The following is an 18,306-nucleotide window of genomic DNA, read 5'->3' as shown; positions in this document are numbered from 1 at the left end:
GTATTCTATAAGTTATCTATAAATTGGTTTAAACTGCTATGAGTTTTCACAAATGGAGGTAATTCTTTGTGCTGTATCTCCCTTATTTTATGTCCAAAAAGTAGTAGTTCATACTTTTCTTTTTCGCAAACCTGTTCATTAAATTCATTAATAAAATCTTCAACATCACCCGGTGCGGTGGTAAAATAACTTACGAAACTAATTTTGTTATGACGTTCCAATAAATAATCAAGGTCACTTAAAGGTAAACTTGGCCCAAGGTAAATTGCCTTATTCCCGTGATATAAGAGTTCGTAATACAGGTAAATAATTCCTATATCGTGAATTTCATTTTCAGGAAGAAAAAGCACATAAAGTTTATCTGAAGTTGGTTCAACCTCCTTTTTAATTTCTGCAAGATTCAAGTAGAGTTTTTGTTTGATGAGATCTACTATATAATGTTCGTGAATTGGTTTTATGGTATCAGTTTGCCATAACATTCCAATTTGTTCTAAAAGCGGAAGAAATACCTGGTGAAAAATTTCACGGAAACTTTTATCTTTCTGTAGGCTCTCATAAGTACTATTAAAAAGATCTTCATCAAAATTCATCATAGAAAGTTTGAATGAATTTTGAGCGCGATTCTCTTTACTTGCGCGAGCAGAAATACTTCGTACCATTTTAAAAATTTCTTCTTCACTTAATTTAGAAATCCTGGAGATCTTATAGCCGTGTTCATTTAAGAAAGCAACGTTTAAAATCTTTTGTAGGTTAGAACTATCGTATGTTCTTATATTCGTAGAAGTACGTTCGGGATTTAAGATATTATATCTTTTTTCCCAAATTCTTATGGTATGAGCCTTGATTCCGCTTAAATTTTCAAGGTCTTTTATGCTGAAATTTTGTTTAATTAGTTCCATAATGTGTTTAAGATAGTCAAATCTAACTAAATTTGAACATTAAACACTTTATTGAATTGTTAAAATGTTTAATTGTTTAGTTAAAAAGTTAAACAGTAAATTTTATGACGAAGTTCTCCTCTAAAATTGTACTTATAACCGGCGGTGCCTCTGGCATTGGTAAATTAATGGGGCGCGAGGTATTGCAACGCGGCAGTAAGCTGGTAATCTGGGATGTAGATAAGATCAACTTACAGCAAAGCCTGGAGGAATTTGAAGAGTTTGGGGAAGTTTATGGCTATACCGTAGATATCACTAATACCGCCTGGATTCAAGAAATTGCCACACAGGTGGCGGATGAAGTTGGTCCCGTTGATATTCTTATAAATAATGCGGGAATTGTATTTGGAGGTTATTTTCACGAAAATTCTTCAGAAAACATAGAAAAGGTCATGAATGTCAATGCCATTGCTCCCATGCAACTTGCGCGAACTTTTTTAAGCGGAATGATGGAAAGGAAACAAGGCCATATTTGCAATATTACTTCTTCGGCAGGCCTGGTCTCCAATCCTAAAATGGCTGTTTATGCAGGAAGTAAATGGGCTGCAACCGGTTGGTCTGATAGTTTGCGTTTGGAGATGCAGCAACTTAAAACCGGGGTTGAAGTTACTACTGTAACTCCTTATTATATAAATACAGGAATGTTTGATGGCGTAAAATCTAACATTCCTATTCTGGATCAAAATAAAGTGGCTAAAAGAATAATAAATGCAATAGAAAAGGAAAGGATATATTTAAGTATGCCGTGGAGTATGCGCTTTGTAAGATTTTCACAAGGACTTTTTCCTATCTGGTTTTACGATTGGTTTGTAGGAAGGATAATTGGTGTTTATAAAACTATGGATGAATTTAAAGGTCGAAAAAAATAGAAATATGGAAGAAACTTCAGCAAAAGATATAGCCAAAATTTATAAGAAGCAAAGAACGTTTTTCGCTTCTCAGGAAACAAAAAGTATAGATTTCAGGCTTCAGCAGTTAAAAAAACTAAAGGAAGCTATTCTTCAATATGAAAATAAAGTAAATGAGGCATTATGGAGAGACCTGCATAAATCTAAAGAGGAAGCATTTCTTACCGAGACCAGCCTGCTTATAGAAGAACTGAATTATCATATTAAAAATCTAAAAAGCTGGGCCAAACCTAAAAAAGTAGGGACGCCTCTACAAATTAAACCTTCGCGTTCAAAGATCTATTTTGAGCCGTTGGGAATAGGTTTAATAATTGCGCCCTGGAATTACCCGTTTCAGCTAACGCTTAATCCTCTAATCGGAGCGATTTCTGCGGGTTGCTGTGCGGTTTTAAAACCTTCGCCAGATACTCCAAATGTAGCAAGGGTTATTGAAGAAATGATATCAGAACATTTTTCTTCCGAATATATTACGGTAGTTCAGGGTGGAAAGGAAGCAAACCAGGAATTATTTAAATTTGCTTTTGATGTCACGTTTTTTACCGGCAGCCCAGGCGTTGGTAAAATAGTGATGAAAGCGGCTGCGGAACATTTGAGTAGGGTTGTACTGGAGCTGGGAGGTAAAAGTCCTTGCATTGTCAATAAAGATGCAAATTTAAAGATCGCCGGAAAGCGTATTGCCTGGGGGAAAATTATGAATGCAGGGCAAACCTGTATCGCACCAGATTATTTGTTGGTTCATAAAGAAGTTAAAAAAGATCTTTTAGCTGAAATTTCTAAGGCTTTTGAAGAAATGCTGGGAGGAAATATTGCTAATAGTAATTATTACGGCCGAATTGTAACCCCTGCGGCAATGAATCGTTTAAAGAAATACCTGAACGGAGATATTTACTACGGGGGAAAAATTGATTTAGAGAAAAAATATATAGAACCTACAATTTTAAATAATATAGATTCCGAAGATGAAATTATGCAGGAGGAGATTTTTGGTCCTATTTTACCGGTAATGGAATTTGGTGAGTTAACAGAGGCTATATCCTATATTAATGGGAATGAAAAACCACTTGCGCTTTATTATTTTGGAAAAGATAAAACTGCAAAAAGAGTGCTGCGGGAAACAAGTTCTGGCGGCGCCTGTATTAACGATACGCTTATTCACGTGGCAAACCATAAATTACCATTTGGCGGCGTTGGGAATAGCGGGATGGGGAAATATCACGGCAAAGAGAGTTACCTGGCTTTTACCCACGAAAGGGGAGTGGTGAATTCTTCAACAAAACTGGATATACCTTTAAAGTATCCGCCTTATAAGTTTTTTGGTTTGATTAAGAAAATAGTAGGATAAGTAATTTGAAAGTGCCCGGAGCGGGAGTCGAACCCGCACGCCCTAATGGACACATGGCCCTCAACCATGCCTGTCTACCAGTTCCAGCACCCGGGCTTAAAACAAGTCTGGAAAAAGTAAATTTCCAAGGGCTGTAGCAAGAAATCGAATTCTACGAGTTAAGAATTCTGAACTTAAAAATGTGATCTGGCTGGGGCTCGAACCCAGGACCCTCTCCTTAAAAGGGAGATGCTCTACCAACTGAGCTACCAGATCGGTTTTCAATATTTTAATTCTGAACTTAAAATGTGATCTGGGGCTTTCCGATATTTCGCTACCGCTTAAATCGGAATAAACTTCTAGCCCAACAAAATCTGAACTTAAAAAGTGATCTGGCTGGGGCTCGAACCCAGGACCCTCTCCTTAAAAGGGAGATGCTCTACCAACTGAGCTACCAGATCAATAAAAAGCATCCGTCTTTTTGCGAATGCGGGTGCAAATATACATTCATTAATTTATTTTTCAAGCCTAAATTGAGATAAATTTATATTAGATTTGGATCTTCCTAATAATAAGTACTTTAACAATGAAAATATTTTTAACCGGCTATATGGGTTCTGGCAAATCGGTAATAGGCGAAATGCTTGCTAAGAAACTGAATTACAAATATGTAGACCTAGATGATCAAATAGAAGTGATACAGGGGAAGAGTATCAATGCTATTTTTGAATCTAAAGGAGAATTATTTTTTAGAAAGTTAGAATCGCAGATTTTAGATGATATTCTAGAAGATACTTCCAATATGATCATTTCTTTAGGCGGAGGAACCCCCTGTTATGGAAATAATTTTGAGCGAATTTGCGAGCAAAAAGATACTAAGAGCATTTATTTAAAAGCTTCCATTCAAACTTTAACCGACAGGCTTTTTGTTGAAAAAATTCATCGCCCGGTGATTAGTCATCTCGAAACCAGGGAAGCTCTGGAAGAGTTTATTAGAAAACACCTTTTTGAACGTGCCTACTATTATAGCCAGTCAGATATTAGTGTTACTGTAGATGAGAAAACTCCTGAAACTATTGTAGCTGAAATTATGGAGCGGCTATAAAAGTTCGGCTTTAAATTTATTGGGCTCAAAAGAAACTTTTACTACTTCATTTAAAGAGGTAGAAAGAGAAATTCCTTTAAAATCTGCTTTTACCGGGTATTTTTTATGATTTCTATCTACTAAAACTGCGGTTTTAAATTGTTTAAGCGGAACATTTAAAAAATGTCTTACTCCATAAATTAAGGTAGTTCCCGAGTTTAATACATCATCTACAAGGATAACCGATTTGTCGCGGTAAACTTCAGGCTCAAGCGAGGTAGTGATTTCTTCCAGCGGATTTTTCTTATTCACGTGAACTTCACAAAGCTTTATTTTTAGGGGTGAAATGCTCTCTAAAGCTTCTTTTAAAAGTGTAGCCAATTGATAGCCTTTTTTAGCGATACCGGCCAGGATAATTTCTTTTTCGTCAATATTGCTTTCATAAACCTGGTAGGCTATGCGTTTTATTTTATGCTGAATTTGGTCGTGATTTAAAATAAGTACACGTTCTTTCATTTTCTTGATAATTTTAATCCCAATGTGGGAATTCAATACAGGCTTTTAATTACTTGTAAAAAATAGTCGTTGATCGTTATGCCGATTTCTTTCTAAACTTAAAAAACAATTCGTTTCCCTGTCTTGGTTTGATAGAATTGTAAGAAGTTTCAAGGATTTCAATCTCAAAATACGGACTAAAATACGTTAAATATTCTTCTTTACTGCCGCCAAAAGGTGGTCCGTCTTCAGTTAAAGGGAAACTAAAAAGTAATCCGCTTAATAGAGCATTCTGCTTTAAGAGCTCAGCGGTTTTTTGGGCGTAATCCTTCCTGGAATCTATTGGTAGCGCACAAAAGAAGGTTTGTTCTAAAATAAGATCAAATTTATCTTCAATTTCAAAGAAATTAATATTTAGCAATTGATTTTTGGGAAAAGTGGGTACACGAGCTATTAAGTTCTGTAATGGCTTTTTACTAATATCGGCAACGTAAACATTTTTGAAACCTTGCTTAAATAAATATTCTGCTTCATAAGCGTTTCCGGCTCCCGGAATTAATATTTTTAAGTCCTTATCTTCAAGCTGATCTATATACGCTTTTAACGGCCTGGAAATTTCACCAATATCCCAGCCGGTTTGGTTCTGCTCATAACGTAGAGACCAGAATTCATTAGAAAAACTACGATTTGATGTCATCTGGATTGGGATCTGTATTTTCAAACCAATCGTCTATATCACGACGATCTTTTTTGGTAGGCCTGCCGGTTCCTTTTTTACGGTAATAATCTTTAGAATACTTTAAAAGTTCCAGTTTTTCAAAAGCCTCTTTTGGCGTAACATCTATTAGATAAAGATTAACCAATTTGGCGCCAACCCGGCTGGCGGGAAGGTCTAAAACTTCAATTTGATAATCTATTTGGTTTTTGCGTACGCTAAGTTTATCATTTGGGAAAACTTCTTTAGATGGCTTTACACTGGTGCCATCCATTTTCACTTTTCCCTGCTTGCATGCGTTGGTGGCAATGCTTCGGGTTTTAAAATATCTTACGCACCATAAAAACTTGTCAATTCTCATAAAATCTCTCCTTTAAAAACTGCGTTATTCTTAAACAAAAATACAAGAATATTGTATCTTGCGCGCCAAAAATAGAGACAATGCAATTAAACAAATTTTTTATTCTAAGCTTTATTTCAGCTTTAACTTTAATTTCCTGTGACGAAGATGATAACGGAAATGCCCCTGAATTTGAAGAAAGGGATCCTGAAGAGCAGGCTATAGCTGATGAAGATTCTATTAATAATTTCCTGGACACCCATTTTTACAATTATGAGGAGTTTGAAAACCCTTCTGATGATTTTGATTATATGGTTAGGTTCGATACTATAGCCGGAGAAAATGCCGATAAAACGCCGCTTTCTGAAGAAGAAAACCTGGAGATGAAAACGGTGGTGAATAATGATGTAGAATATAGTATGTATGTACTTAAAGTTAGAGAAGGGCAAGGGCAACAGCCCAAATTCACCGATTCTACTTTGGTTAATTACCGCGGGGAATTATTAAATCTTAGTGCTTTTGATAATGCCAGTACTCCGGTTTGGTTTGATCTTACTACGTTAATTAAAGGCTTTTCTGCAGGCGTCGTAGAATTTAAAGGTGCTACCGGTTACACCGTTAATCCTGATAACACTGTAGATTTTAATGATGATTATGGCATTGGAGCACTTATTTTTCCTTCAGGTTTGGGATATTTTTCGAGCTCTCAGCCTAGCATTCCACCTTATAGCCCTTTAATTTTTAATGTGCAGTTATTAGGAGTAAACGAGGCTGATCACGATCGTGATGGTATTCCTAGCTGGATGGAAGATCTTAATGAAAACAACGATATTATAGATGATGATACCGATGAAGATGGTACTCCAAATTTTGCTGATAGAGATGATGATGGTGATGGTACTCCAACTCGCGACGAAATAATTATAAATGAAGATGGTAGTTTAGAATTTCCGGATGCTAACGGAAATGGAACTCCAGATTATTTAGATCCTGATACCTTTCAATAGGTAGCTGAAGATAATTTTAAAAATAAAAAAGCGCTGATGTAAATATTTATATCAGCGCTTTTTTTATAAAATATCAATTCAAATTAAAAAGCATACGATAAACTCAAAATCCATTGAGATGGTCTTGAATCTATCGAAAAGTTTTCCTGAGCAGTTTCAGTAGCTCCAAAAGCAGTGTTTTCTGTAAACGCCCCTTCATATCTTACATCAAAACCTAAGCGTCCAAGATTTATGCCTGCACCTACCTGGTAACCTACGGTAATATCTTTTTCAACATCACCAATTTTAAGCGTGGTGTCCTCAAGTTCATTATTTATAATATATTGAAATGAAGGGCCTGCTTTTATGTTAAGGGGACCAAAAACATTTACACCTAACAAAATAGGAGCGTCAATTTTATCAATCTTATAATTGAAAGTTTCATATTCGGTATTCAAACGGGTAAACATTAATTCTGGCTGCAGAAAAATACCTATAATTTCAAATCGACTGAAAACTCCTATATGGTATCCCGATTTTTCTTTTCCTTCAATAATTTGGCTAAAATCGTCAGCTCCATCACCAAGGCTTTCATAATCTCCTGTAGCTCCGTAATTGAAACCTCCTTTAATTCCAAAATCTGCTTCCTGTGCCATAAGCCCCGCAGAGGAAAACAGAAAAACAGCGATAAACATTAATTTCTTCATAGTAGATTGTTTTATTGTTAGTTTTTGATAACGCACAAATAGTGCTCATTATTCTAAATAAAATAAAAAAGCCTTCAAGAATCTTATTCTCAAAGGCTTTAAATATACTTAAAAAGATTTTTTTATTTTCTTTTTAATACTTTTTCAGTGGCCTTAATAATTGCTGCTGCATTAAGTCCGTATTTATCCATTAGTTGTTCTGGTGTACCGCTTTCTCCAAAAGTATCCTGGGTGGCCACAAATTCTTGTGGTGCAGGATTATTTTCAGCTAGAGTACGCGCAACGCTTTCTCCAAGTCCGCCAAGGAAGTTATGTTCTTCAGCGGTTACCACACAACCGGTTTTCTTAACCGACTTGATAATGGCTTTTTCATCTAAAGGCTTGATCGTGTGAATATTGATGACATCAGCACTAATCCCTTTTTCTGAAAGCTTCTGTGCAGCCTGTATCGCTTCCCACACCAAATGGCCGGTAGCGATAATGGTTACATCTTTCCCTTCATATAGTTGAACTGCTTTTCCAATTTCAAACTTTTGATCTTCGGCAGTAAAATTGGCCACTTTTGGTCTTCCAAAACGAAGATAAACTGGGCCGTCGTGTTCTGCAATTGCTAAAGTTGCTGCTTTGGTCTGGTTAAAATCGCAAGTGTTAATTACCGTCATTCCCGGTAACATTTTCATAAGTCCAATATCTTCTAGGATCTGGTGTGTGGCACCATCTTCTCCTAAAGTTACTCCCGAGTGGGAAGCACAAATCTTTACGTTTTTCCCTGAGTAAGCAATAGATTGACGAATCTGGTCGTAAACTCTACCGGTAGCAAAATTAGCGAAAGTCCCGGCAAAAGGAATTTTTCCGCCAATGGTAAGGCCGGCAGCCATTCCCATCATATTGGCTTCAGCAATTCCCGTTTGGAAAAAACGCTCTGGATTTTCATCTATAAAATCCTGCATTTTAAGAGATCCCACAAGATCGGCACAAAGTGCTACTACGTTAGGATTGGTTCTGCCAAGTTCGGTAAGTCCTGCGCCAAAACCGGAGCGGGTATCTTTCTTTCCTGTATCTATATATGTTTTCATTCTTGTCTTCTTTGTCATTTCCGTAGCTAAACTGATTTTATTTCAGAATAAGCGAGAAATCAATTTTATTTTACCTTTAATAGTCTCCTAAAGTTTCAGGATTTTGTGCAAGCGCGGTTTCCAATTGCTCATCGTTAGGCGCTTTTCCGTGCCAGGCGTGCGTATGCATCATAAAATCTACGCCGTTGCCCATTACAGTAGTCATAAGTACACAAACCGGTTTTCCTTTTCCGGTGCGAGATTTTGCTTCGGTTAAACCATCAATAACCTGTTGCATATCGTTACCATCATCAATCTCCATAACATCCCAGCCAAAGGCTTCAAATTTAGCTTTCATATTACCCATAGGTAAAACGGTTTCGGTGCTTCCATCTATTTGCTGGCCGTTTAAGTCTACTGTAGCAATAAGATTATCAACTTTATTTCCGGCAGCATACATAATAGCTTCCCAGTTCTGGCCTTCTTGCAGTTCACCGTCACCTAAAAGGGCGAATACCAAATGATTGTCCTTATTAAGCTTTTTAGCCTGGGCAGCTCCAAGAGCAACTGACATTCCCTGACCCAGAGAGCCTGAAGCTACGCGAATTCCCGGTAGGCCTTCATGTGTTGTAGGGTGACCTTGTAACCTGGAATTAATAAGGCGAAAAGTATTCAATTCATCTACAGGAAAATAACCGCTACGGCCTAAAACACTATAAAATACCGGAGAGATATGGCCGTTAGAAAGGAAGAAAATATCTTCTTCTTTCCCATCCATATTAAACTCGGGCTTGTGCTCCATAATCCCACCCTGGTACAAAGCGGTGAAAAATTCTGTACAACCAAGCGAACCTCCCGGGTGTCCCGAATTCACTTTGTGAACCTGCCTTAAAATATCCCGGCGAACCTGGGTGGCAAAATCTTCTAATTCTTTGATTTTTGACATTAAAGTAAAATTGTGTTGTTAAAATAATAGCCACAAAAATAGGTTTTTATAAAGCTTTGTCAAAGTGGTTGCGAGTCAGTTATCAAGAAAACTATTCAAGTAACTAACAATTTCCCGTTTTAACTTCTTTTATTGGCACCGCCAAAGAGTATAATACTCCGGGGGCTTGCCTCGAAATTAAAAATTTGTTTCCAACGAATGCCTCGTGGGCTTGCCCCGAGATAGTTTACCTGATATTTACTCGATAATTGAGATTTAAATGTTTCGTCCCTTCAAATTGGGATGCCTCGAAAACAAAAAAATGCTTCGTGGGTTTGCCTAAAGGTAGTTTACTTGAGTATCTTTGCACTCACTTAAAATACACTATGAAATTTGATTTGTTGAGTACCGATGCCGGTAGTAAAGCCCGTGCCGGGACCATTACAACCGATCACGGTAAGATTGAAACTCCTATTTTTATGCCTGTTGGTACCGTGGCTTCTGTAAAAGGAGTGCACCAGCGGGAACTTAAAGAAGAAATTAATCCCGATATTATATTAGGAAATACCTACCACCTTTATTTACGTCCCCAAACCGAAATTCTTAAAAAAGCCGGCGGTTTACATAAGTTTATGAACTGGGATAGAAATATTTTAACCGATAGTGGCGGGTACCAGGTATATTCTCTTTCTGCCAGAAGAAAAATTAAGGAGGAAGGTGTAAAATTCAAATCTCATATAGACGGATCATACCATACTTTCACTCCAGAGAACGTAATGGAAATTCAGCGTGCTATTGGGGCCGATATCATTATGGCTTTTGATGAATGCACACCTTATCCCTGTGATTATAAATATGCCAAACGTTCTATGCATATGACGCATAGATGGCTTGATAGATGTGTAAATCATCTTGAGAAAGTAGATCCATTCTATGGATTTGATCAAACGCTTTTTCCAATTGTCCAGGGGAGTACATATAAAGATTTAAGAAAACAATCTGCCGAATATATTGCTTCAGTTGGAGCAGAGGGTAATGCAATTGGCGGACTTTCAGTTGGAGAACCTGCTGAAGAAATGTATGCGATGACAGAGGTTGTTACTGAAATTCTTCCGGAGGATAAACCGCGATATTTAATGGGCGTGGGAACTCCTATTAATATCCTGGAAAATATTGCGTTGGGAGTAGATATGTTTGATTGTGTGATGCCAACCAGAAATGCCCGTAACGGAATGCTTTTTACGGCCCACGGTACCATCAATATCAAAAATAAAAAATGGGAAGACGATTTCTCTCCAATAGATGAAATGGGAATCACTTTCGTAGATACTGAATACAGCAAAGCTTATGTTAGGCATTTATTTAGTGTGAATGAACTTCTCGGCAAGCAAATTGCTACAATTCATAACCTCGGGTTTTATATGTGGTTGGTGCGTGAAGCCAGAAAACATATCTTAGCCGGAGATTTTACCACCTGGAAGAATATGATGGTAAAACAAATGGACAAAAGACTGTAAAACTTGAAAATATTAGATTGGTACATATTAAAACGCTATTTAGGAACATTTTTCCTGATGCTTTTACTATTTATACCAATTGGGATCACGGTAAATCTTGCCGAAAAAATTGGTAAAATACTGGATAATGAAGTGCCTTTTATTGAAGTGGCGCTTTATTATGTAGATTTCACGATCTATTTTGCCAATTTATTATTCCCACTTTTCCTGTTTTTATCGGTGATTTGGTTTACCTCGAAACTTGCTAATAATACCGAAATTATCGCTTTTTTAAGTAGTGGTGTTTCTTTTTGGAGATTTCTAAGGCCCTATCTTATTGGTGCCAGTATTGTTTGCGTTCTGGCTTTATTCCTAGGAATGTTCCTTGCGCCTAAAGCCAGTAAAGGTTTTAATGAGTTTAAGTACGAATATCTTAAGAAGAACGAGCAAACCCAGGAAACCAGGGATGTATACCGGCAAATTAACGATAATGAATTTATTTACGCGAGTCATTTTCAACCCATAGGTAAATCGGCACGAAATTTCACCCTGGAGCATTTTGAAGGTAACAAGCTCAAATTTAAAATTAGCGCTACCAGTTTAAGGTTTAACGAGGGGGATACCACTTATTCTCTGACCAATGTAGATAAGCGTATCGTTGGAGTTGACGGGGATTCTATTTTTCATCAAAATAAGCTGGATACGATACTGCCGTTTGAATTTGATGAACTCACCCCGGAAACCTATATCGCTGAAACCTTAAATTATACCGAATTAAACGAATTTATAGAACAAGAGCGCCGCAGAGGTTCAGGAAATATAAATAGATACCTGGTGGTAGCTTATAAAAGATGGAGTATCCCGGTTTCAGCATTTATTTTAACGATTATTGCTGTGGCTGTATCTTCTATGAAACGGCGCGGAGGAATGGGTGTGAACCTTGCTGTTGGGATTACCCTTGCTTTTATATTTATATTTTTCGATAAAGTTTTTGGTACCATGGCAGAGCAATCTACCTTCTCTCCCTTAATTGCGGTTTGGTTTCCAAACATCAGCTTTGGTGTCCTTGCTATTTTTCTACTTTACAGGGCTAAGAGGTAGTTGAATAAATTTCTGAAAATTTAATGCTCTTTCAGTATAATTCTTCCTTTTAAAGTTTGTTATATTTGTAGGCTAATAAAAAACAAACCATAACAACTTATGGAATATTTAGATTTTGAATTACCCATTAAAGAGTTGGAAGAGCAGTACGAAAAGGCCTGTAACATAGGTGAAGAGAGTGATGTTGATGTTACGGCTACCTGCAGGCAAATTGAGAAGAAATTAAAGGCTACCCGAAAAGACATATATAAGAACTTAACGGCCTGGCAACGGGTTCAACTTTCAAGGCATCCTAACCGGCCCTATACTTTAGATTACATTAATGCTATTTGCGGTGATACGTTTTTAGAACTTCACGGTGATAGAAATGTAAAAGATGATAAAGCGATGATAGGGGGTCTTGGTAAAATTGAAGACCAAAGTTTTATGTTTATTGGTCAGCAAAAAGGCTATAATACTAAAACCAGGCAGTATAGAAATTTTGGGATGGCAAATCCTGAGGGTTACCGCAAAGCTTTACGTTTAATGAAATCTGCAGAAAAGTTTGGTCTTCCTGTAGTTACATTTGTGGATACTCCGGGAGCATATCCAGGTCTGGAAGCTGAAGAGCGCGGACAGGGAGAAGCTATTGCCCGAAATATTCTTGAAATGACCAGGCTAAAAGTGCCGGTAATTGTTGTTATTATTGGAGAAGGAGCTAGTGGTGGTGCTTTGGGAATTGGCGTTGGAGATAAAGTGATGATGCTTGAAAATACCTGGTATTCGGTAATTTCTCCTGAATCCTGTTCTTCTATTCTTTGGCGAAGCTGGGAGTATAAAGAACAAGCGGCAGATGCTTTAAAACTCACCGCTAAGGATATGAAAAAACAGAAGCTTATAGATGAGATTGTAAAAGAACCAGTTGGAGGCGCTCATAGTAATAGAGAAGAGACCTTTGATACGGTAAAAAATGCAATTTTAGAGGCATATGATGAATTTAAAAACTTATCACCAACAGATTTAGTTAATAAGAGGATGGATAAGTATTTGGATATGGGGGTTTTTAAAGGCTAATACCTTACATATCATAAGCTATTAAATTTCCGAAACCCTGGTTTCGGTTTTTTTTGCACTTATCAACACTATTATTAAGTTTTCAACACGTGAATTGTTGATTACCGGTTAATTAACTAACCATTCTAATATTAAGATGCTCTTAACAAATTTTATACTTTCGTAATATGGATAAAATGACCGCCCCGCAGCAATTTTCGGCAAAAAAAAGTAATGTTATTAGCCTTGAAAAAGGCAAGCTTCCGCCGCAAGCTGTTGATTTAGAAGAAGTTGTGTTGGGGGCGATGATGATAGATAAAAAAGGGGTAGATGAAATAATTGACATCCTAAGCCCTGATGCTTTCTATAAAAACTCCCATAAATTAATTTTTGAAGCAATACACAAGCTCTTCGAAAATACTGAGGCGATAGACTTATTAACCGTTTCTAACCAATTAAAGAAAGATGGTAATTTTGAAAAAACCGGCGGCGATTATTACCTCATTCAATTAACCCAAAAAGTATCATCTTCTGCCCATATTGAGTTTCACGCCCGTATAATTCTTCAAAAATATATTCAGCGTAGCCTTATTAAAATTTCAAACGAAATTATTGAGGAAGCTTACGATGAATCTACCGATGTTTTTGACCTTTTAGATAGCGCTGAAGCAAAATTGTATGAAGTAACCCAGGGGAATATTCAAAAATCTACCGAGACTGCCCAGAGTTTGGTAATCCAGGCGAAAAATAGAATTGAAGAAATCTCTAATAAAGAAGGTTTAAGTGGTGTTCCTTCAGGATTTGATAAGTTAGACCAGTTAACTTCCGGTTGGCAGCCCAGTGACCTTATTATTGTTGCAGCGCGTCCAGGTATGGGTAAAACGGCTTTAACTTTATCTATGGCCAGGAATATTGCGGTTGGACAAAATATGCCGGTGGCATTTTTCTCTTTGGAGATGTCAGCCGTGCAGCTAATTACCCGATTAATTTCTTCGGAAACCGGTCTTTCATCAGAAAAATTAAGAACCGGAAATCTTGAAAAGCACGAATGGGAGCAACTTAACGTAAAGGTAAAAGATCTTGAAAATGCTCCTTTATTTATAGATGATACACCTTCACTTTCGATTTTTGACCTTAGAGCAAAAGCCAGGAGGTTGGCTTCCCAACACGGGATCAAGCTTATTGTTATTGATTATTTGCAGTTAATGACGGCTGGTGGAAGCCAAAAAGGTGGCGGAAACAGGGAGCAGGAAATATCAACGATCTCCCGTAACCTTAAAGCTTTGGCTAAAGAACTCAATGTCCCGGTAATTGCACTTTCTCAGCTATCGCGTGCGGTAGAAACCAGGGGTGGCAGTAAACGTCCATTGCTTTCTGACCTTAGGGAATCTGGAGCGATTGAGCAGGATGCCGATATTGTATCCTTTATTTATCGTCCAGAATACTATAAAATTGAAGAATGGGATGATGAAGAAAGAACACCAACCGATGGACAGGGTGAATTTATTGTAGCTAAGCACAGGAACGGTGGACTGGAAAATATACGTCTTAAATTTATTGGTCATCTTGGTAAATTTGATAACTTAGAAGAGTTCGATTCGCCTTTTGAGTATCATTCTAAAATGAATACCGGTGAGAATGAAGAGAATGAGTTTGGCTCGCCAAACCTGCCTAACCCAAGTGCGAATGAAGCTTTTGGCAGCTCAATGAATAGTGGGTTTAATAATGACGATGATGACGAAGTTCCATTCTAAAAATTCTGACAAAATAAATAAGACTAAGTTTAATAATATTGATTTAAAAGACCAGAAAAGCGGGAAATTTACCGTTTTTCTGGTCTTTTTTGTTTTATTGGCTTTAACTTCTTTCAGGGTTTCAGCATCCCAGTTGCTAATTCCTATGGATGGAGACTCCCAAAAGAATCATTTAAAAGCTTACGGAATAACCTATTTCGCTTTAGAAGAAGAGTTAGAAGTGAGATGGTTACTGAATTATCGCGGTGGTTCCTTTTTAATTTCAGATACCGAAGAATTGCGTAAAGAATGCCAGATACGTGGAGTTTCTTTTGAAATAATAAGCGATGATAAAACCCAGTCCATTTTAGAAGAAATAAGTAGTCCTTCCCAGAATATGGAAACTGTAGTATTAGAAAAGGCTCCAAAAATTGCGGTGTATTCTCCACAGGGAAATAAACCCTGGGACGATGCGGTGACGATGGCACTTACTTATGCCGAAATTCCTTATGAAATTATCTATGATGAAGCCGTATTAAATGATGCGCTCATTTTATATGATTGGTTACATCTGCATCACGAAGATTTCACCGGGCAATACGGGAAGTTTTATAGAACATTTAGAACTACACCCTGGTATATCCAGGAAAAAGAAGAGGCTGAAGCCTTAGCACAGAAGTTGGGGTATAATAAGGTTTCTGAAGAGAAGCGGGATGTTGCTTTAAAAATTAGAGATTATGTTGTTGGCGGCGGCTTTATGTTTGCGATGTGTAGCGCTACCGATAGTTTTGATATTGCCCTCGCCGCAGAAGGAGTAGATATTGCCGAAACTATGTTTGATGGCGATCCCAGTGAACCCGGTTATCAATCTAAAATAGATTTCAGTAATACTTTCGCCTTTACCGATTTCACCCTGGAACGAAGCCCGATGGTTTACGAGTTTTCCTCTATAGATATGACTGCTAAAAGAAAAATTCCTAAGGAAACTGATTATTTTACCCTTATGGATTTTTCAGCAAAATGGGATGTTGTGCCTACTATGTTAACCCAAAACCACACTCGATTGGTCAAAGGATTTATGGGGCAAACAACAGCCTATAATCCAGATAATATTAAAGCCAATGTTTTGGTGATGGGAGAAAGTAAATTAAATGGTGAAGCAAGATACATTCACGGAATAAAAGGAAAAGGATTTTTTACTTTTTACGGAGGCCACGATCCTGAAGATTATCAGCATAGGGTAGGGGATCCAAAGACCGAACTTGATTTACACCCAACTTCGCCGGGCTATCGACTTATTTTAAATAATGTGCTTTTCCCGGCGGCCAAGAAAAAGCCTCAAAAAACTTAATATAAAACTAAGCCGGTTGTTAAAAATACTAAGTGTCATCAACTTAATTTTGGTGGTATTTCTCATTTTAGATTTGACTAATGCAATTACATTGCCTTCTTTAGTATATGGAATATTATTAATTTCAGTCGGGATTTTAACTGCAACAGGAATTTATCTAAAAGAAAATAATAAGAAGTAACTATGAAACTTTTTCAAAAGGAAATAAGATTAAAAGCAAGGTCTAGAGGCTTTCATTTGGTGACAGATGAGATTGAAAGTAAAATAGAGGAGCTAAAAGAAATGAAGTCAGGAATATTAAATGTGTTTATAAAACATACTTCAGCAGGAATAACCATTAATGAAAATGCCGATCCTACGGTTCGGGAAGATTTTGAAAGTCATTTTAATGAAATGGTGCCAGAAAATATGTCGTATTACAAACATACGTTGGAAGGATCAGACGATATGCCGGCGCATATTAAGGCTTCCTTGTTGGGAAGTTCACTTCAGATCCCTGTAACCAATGGAAAATTAAATATGGGAACCTGGCAGGGAATTTATTTGGCGGAACATAGAAATAATGGAGGTTCGCGAAAATTGGTTTTAAGCCTTTACGGGATTTAAGTTTATTGCGGTTGCAAGGAACTATGTAGGGAACAAAGAAGCCGCGAATTCACTAATAAGTTCTATATGAATATTTGTGTATTAGTGGCAAAAAACTTGAAGGTCATTTTTTAAGAAACTTTGAAAGTATTCGATAATTCAATTTCCAAAGAAAATAAGAGCAAAAAAATCCGGTTCTTTATTGAACCGGATTTTTAAATAAGAGAGTATAACTAATTTGTAATTACTTTACTTTATCTACAATTGCTTTAAAAGCTTCTGGATGGTTCATTGCCAAATCGGCAAGTACCTTACGGTTTAAACCTATTCCACCGGCTTTTGCAGCTCCCATAAATTGAGAATAAGACATACCGTGTTCACGGGCTGCAGCGTTAATACGCATAATCCATAGTGAACGGAAATTACGCTTCTTTACTTTACGGTCTCTGTATGAGTAAAGCATTGCTTTCTCAACCGCATTTTTTGCTACTGTCCAAACGTTTTTACGACGTCCGAAGTAACCTTTTGCTTGCTTAAGAACCTTTTTTCTTCTGGCTCTCTTTGCAACTGAATTTACTGATCTTGGCATATTTTTATGTGTTTTGTAGCAGGCGGTCGATAATCGACACTTTTAACTTAAACTTCAAACTGTCAAACTAAGCGCAGTCGAAGTGTTGCCCAACTCCAGGGTTTTTAAATTAATTAAACCGTTAAGAGCTTATTGTTACTTTAAACGCAACATAAGTTTAACATTGTCCTTATCTGCATCGTGTACTAATGTACTGTGCGTTAAGGCTAGCTTACGTTTTTTAGACTTCTTTGTTAAGATGTGGCTTTTAAACGCGTGCTTTCTTTTTATTTTCCCAGTACCTGTAAGCTTAAAACGCTTTTTAGCACTAGATTTTGTCTTCATTTTAGGCATGTTATCCTCTTTTTTATATTATAACTCTCTTATTATACTATTTTGCTTTTCTGGGAGATAAAAACATAGTCATACGTTTTCCTTCCAGCTTCGGCATTTGTTCTACTTTTCCAAGTTCTTCAAGATCTTGCGCTAATCTTAGCAGTAGAATTTCACCTTTATCTTTAAAAACGATAGAACGTCCTTTAAAAAATACAAAAGCTTTTAATTTAGCTCCGTCTTTTAAAAATTTCTCTGCGTTACGTTTTTTAAATTCGTAATCGTGATCATCTGTATTAGGGCCAAAACGTATTTCTTTTACCACAACTTTACTCGCTTTGGCTTTCATAGCCTTCTCGCGCTTCTTTTGTTCGTAAAGAAACTTTTTGTAATCCATTGCTTTTACCACTGGTGGTTTAGCATCTGGAGATATTTCTACCAAATCCAGGTCTAATTCTTCAGCTATAGATAATGCTTGTTTAGTTGGGTAAACGCCCATTTCTACATTATCACCTACAAGACGAACTTCTTCTGCCCTGATTTTTTGGTTAATCCGGTGTTGATTCTCTTTGACTGCTCTAAGCGGTCTCTTCGATTTTTTTCTACGTATTGCTATGGCTGATCTATTTTTGG

General features: G+C 37.0%; 20 protein-coding genes and 3 tRNA genes. 10 read left to right on the top strand and 13 right to left on the bottom strand.

Features of this window, described 5'->3' with window-relative positions; translation table 11 throughout:
• Positions 1–5 precede the first annotated feature (5 nt).
• Positions 6–899, bottom strand: a complete 894-nt coding sequence (locus APB85_RS12790) for a MerR family transcriptional regulator (protein ID WP_057481195.1) — start codon at positions 897–899, stop codon at positions 6–8.
• 104 nt (positions 900–1,003) lie between these two features.
• On the opposite strand from APB85_RS12790, the gene APB85_RS12785 reads away from it, so the two are divergent.
• Together APB85_RS12785 and APB85_RS12780 are read left to right on the top strand one after the other, a co-directional pair.
• Positions 1,004–1,807: an SDR family oxidoreductase gene (locus APB85_RS12785; RefSeq protein ID WP_057481194.1), complete on the top strand. Its 804-nt coding sequence runs from the start codon at positions 1,004–1,006 to the stop codon at positions 1,805–1,807.
• 4 nt (positions 1,808–1,811) lie between these two features.
• A complete protein-coding gene (locus APB85_RS12780; RefSeq protein WP_057481205.1) occupies positions 1,812–3,188 on the top strand; it encodes an aldehyde dehydrogenase in 1,377 nt (458 codons plus the stop codon).
• 12 nt (positions 3,189–3,200) lie between these two features.
• On the opposite strand, the gene APB85_RS12775 is transcribed toward APB85_RS12780, so the two are convergent.
• From APB85_RS12775 to APB85_RS12765, 3 genes are all read right to left on the bottom strand, one after another.
• Positions 3,201–3,284 (bottom strand) — tRNA-Leu (locus APB85_RS12775).
• 86 nt (positions 3,285–3,370) lie between these two features.
• Positions 3,371–3,443: transfer RNA gene (locus APB85_RS12770), tRNA-Lys, on the bottom strand.
• 112 nt (positions 3,444–3,555) lie between these two features.
• Positions 3,556–3,628: transfer RNA gene (locus tag APB85_RS12765), tRNA-Lys, on the bottom strand.
• 125 nt (positions 3,629–3,753) lie between these two features.
• Between APB85_RS12765 and APB85_RS12760 the strand changes: the two genes are divergently transcribed.
• Positions 3,754–4,272 carry a shikimate kinase gene (locus tag APB85_RS12760; RefSeq protein WP_057481193.1) on the top strand — a complete coding sequence of 173 codons (519 nt, stop codon included), beginning with the start codon at positions 3,754–3,756 and terminating at the stop codon, positions 4,270–4,272.
• Here the strand turns inward: APB85_RS12760 and APB85_RS12755 are convergent.
• From APB85_RS12755 to APB85_RS12745, 3 genes are all read right to left on the bottom strand, one after another.
• Positions 4,267–4,767, bottom strand: a complete 501-nt coding sequence (locus APB85_RS12755; RefSeq protein ID WP_057481204.1) for a phosphoribosyltransferase family protein — start codon at positions 4,765–4,767, stop codon at positions 4,267–4,269. The genes APB85_RS12760 and APB85_RS12755 overlap by 6 nt on opposite strands.
• Before the next feature lie 76 nt (positions 4,768–4,843).
• A complete protein-coding gene (locus APB85_RS12750; protein ID WP_308429991.1) occupies positions 4,844–5,467 on the bottom strand; it encodes a class I SAM-dependent methyltransferase in 624 nt (207 codons plus the stop codon).
• Complete coding sequence (locus APB85_RS12745) at positions 5,427–5,822, bottom strand: RNA-binding S4 domain-containing protein (protein ID WP_057481191.1); 396 nt, start codon at positions 5,820–5,822, stop codon at positions 5,427–5,429. Before APB85_RS12745 ends, APB85_RS12750 begins: the two co-directional genes overlap by 41 nt.
• Positions 5,823–5,902: 80 nt before the next feature.
• On the opposite strand from APB85_RS12745, the gene APB85_RS12740 reads away from it, so the two are divergent.
• Entirely contained in the window at positions 5,903–6,808 is a 906-nt protein-coding gene (locus tag APB85_RS12740) for an FKBP-type peptidyl-prolyl cis-trans isomerase (protein ID WP_057481190.1), read from the top strand.
• A gap of 83 nt (positions 6,809–6,891) precedes the next feature.
• On the opposite strand, the gene APB85_RS12735 is transcribed toward APB85_RS12740, so the two are convergent.
• From APB85_RS12735 to APB85_RS12725, 3 genes are all read right to left on the bottom strand, one after another.
• Complete coding sequence (locus tag APB85_RS12735) at positions 6,892–7,494, bottom strand: outer membrane beta-barrel protein (protein WP_057481189.1); 603 nt, start codon at positions 7,492–7,494, stop codon at positions 6,892–6,894.
• Between the two features lie 122 nt (positions 7,495–7,616).
• Entirely contained in the window at positions 7,617–8,570 is a 954-nt protein-coding gene (locus tag APB85_RS12730) for a transketolase family protein (RefSeq protein ID WP_057481188.1), read from the bottom strand.
• Positions 8,571–8,646: 76 nt separating this feature from the next.
• On the bottom strand, positions 8,647–9,495 hold the full coding sequence (locus APB85_RS12725; RefSeq protein ID WP_057481187.1) for a transketolase: 849 nt from the start codon (positions 9,493–9,495) through the stop codon (positions 8,647–8,649).
• Between the two features lie 365 nt (positions 9,496–9,860).
• Between APB85_RS12725 and tgt the strand changes: the two genes are divergently transcribed.
• The 6 genes from tgt to APB85_RS12695 all read left to right on the top strand — a co-directional run bounded on the left by tgt (position 9,861) and on the right by APB85_RS12695 (position 16,793).
• Positions 9,861–10,991 (top strand): tRNA guanosine(34) transglycosylase Tgt, encoded by a 1,131-nt coding sequence (gene tgt / locus APB85_RS12720; protein ID WP_057481186.1) that lies wholly within the window; start codon positions 9,861–9,863, stop codon positions 10,989–10,991.
• A 3-nt stretch (positions 10,992–10,994) separates the two neighbouring features.
• Entirely contained in the window at positions 10,995–12,071 is a 1,077-nt protein-coding gene (locus APB85_RS12715; protein WP_057481185.1) for an LptF/LptG family permease, read from the top strand.
• 99 nt (positions 12,072–12,170) lie between these two features.
• The gene (locus APB85_RS12710; RefSeq protein ID WP_057481184.1) at positions 12,171–13,124 is read left to right on the top strand and encodes an acetyl-CoA carboxylase carboxyltransferase subunit alpha; all 954 of its coding nucleotides are present in this window, start codon (positions 12,171–12,173) and stop codon (positions 13,122–13,124) included.
• A gap of 167 nt (positions 13,125–13,291) precedes the next feature.
• On the top strand, positions 13,292–14,857 hold the full coding sequence (dnaB, locus tag APB85_RS12705) for a replicative DNA helicase (protein WP_057481183.1): 1,566 nt from the start codon (positions 13,292–13,294) through the stop codon (positions 14,855–14,857).
• On the top strand, positions 14,835–16,187 hold the full coding sequence (locus APB85_RS12700; protein WP_373295145.1) for an asparagine synthetase B: 1,353 nt from the start codon (positions 14,835–14,837) through the stop codon (positions 16,185–16,187). Before dnaB ends, APB85_RS12700 begins: the two co-directional genes overlap by 23 nt.
• Before the next feature lie 183 nt (positions 16,188–16,370).
• Positions 16,371–16,793 carry a secondary thiamine-phosphate synthase enzyme YjbQ gene (locus APB85_RS12695; RefSeq protein ID WP_057481182.1) on the top strand — a complete coding sequence of 141 codons (423 nt, stop codon included), beginning with the start codon at positions 16,371–16,373 and terminating at the stop codon, positions 16,791–16,793.
• A 223-nt stretch (positions 16,794–17,016) separates the two neighbouring features.
• Here the strand turns inward: APB85_RS12695 and rplT are convergent, their stop codons facing one another.
• The 3 genes from rplT to infC form a co-directional block, all read right to left on the bottom strand.
• The gene (gene rplT / locus APB85_RS12690) at positions 17,017–17,361 is read right to left on the bottom strand and encodes a 50S ribosomal protein L20 (protein WP_057481181.1); all 345 of its coding nucleotides are present in this window, start codon (positions 17,359–17,361) and stop codon (positions 17,017–17,019) included.
• Positions 17,362–17,496: 135 nt separating this feature from the next.
• Positions 17,497–17,694, bottom strand: a complete 198-nt coding sequence (gene rpmI, locus APB85_RS12685) for a 50S ribosomal protein L35 (RefSeq protein WP_037319922.1) — start codon at positions 17,692–17,694, stop codon at positions 17,497–17,499.
• A 37-nt stretch (positions 17,695–17,731) separates the two neighbouring features.
• Positions 17,732–18,283 (bottom strand): translation initiation factor IF-3, encoded by a 552-nt coding sequence (gene infC, locus APB85_RS12680; RefSeq protein WP_083482178.1) that lies wholly within the window; start codon positions 18,281–18,283, stop codon positions 17,732–17,734.
• Positions 18,284–18,306: the final 23 nt, after the last annotated feature.

Origin of the sequence: Salegentibacter mishustinae (genome assembly GCF_002900095.1) — a bacterium.
GTDB lineage: Bacteria > Bacteroidota > Bacteroidia > Flavobacteriales > Flavobacteriaceae > Salegentibacter > Salegentibacter mishustinae.
Note: the sequence above shows the minus strand (reverse complement) of the source record. Positions and strands in the feature narration are given on the sequence as shown.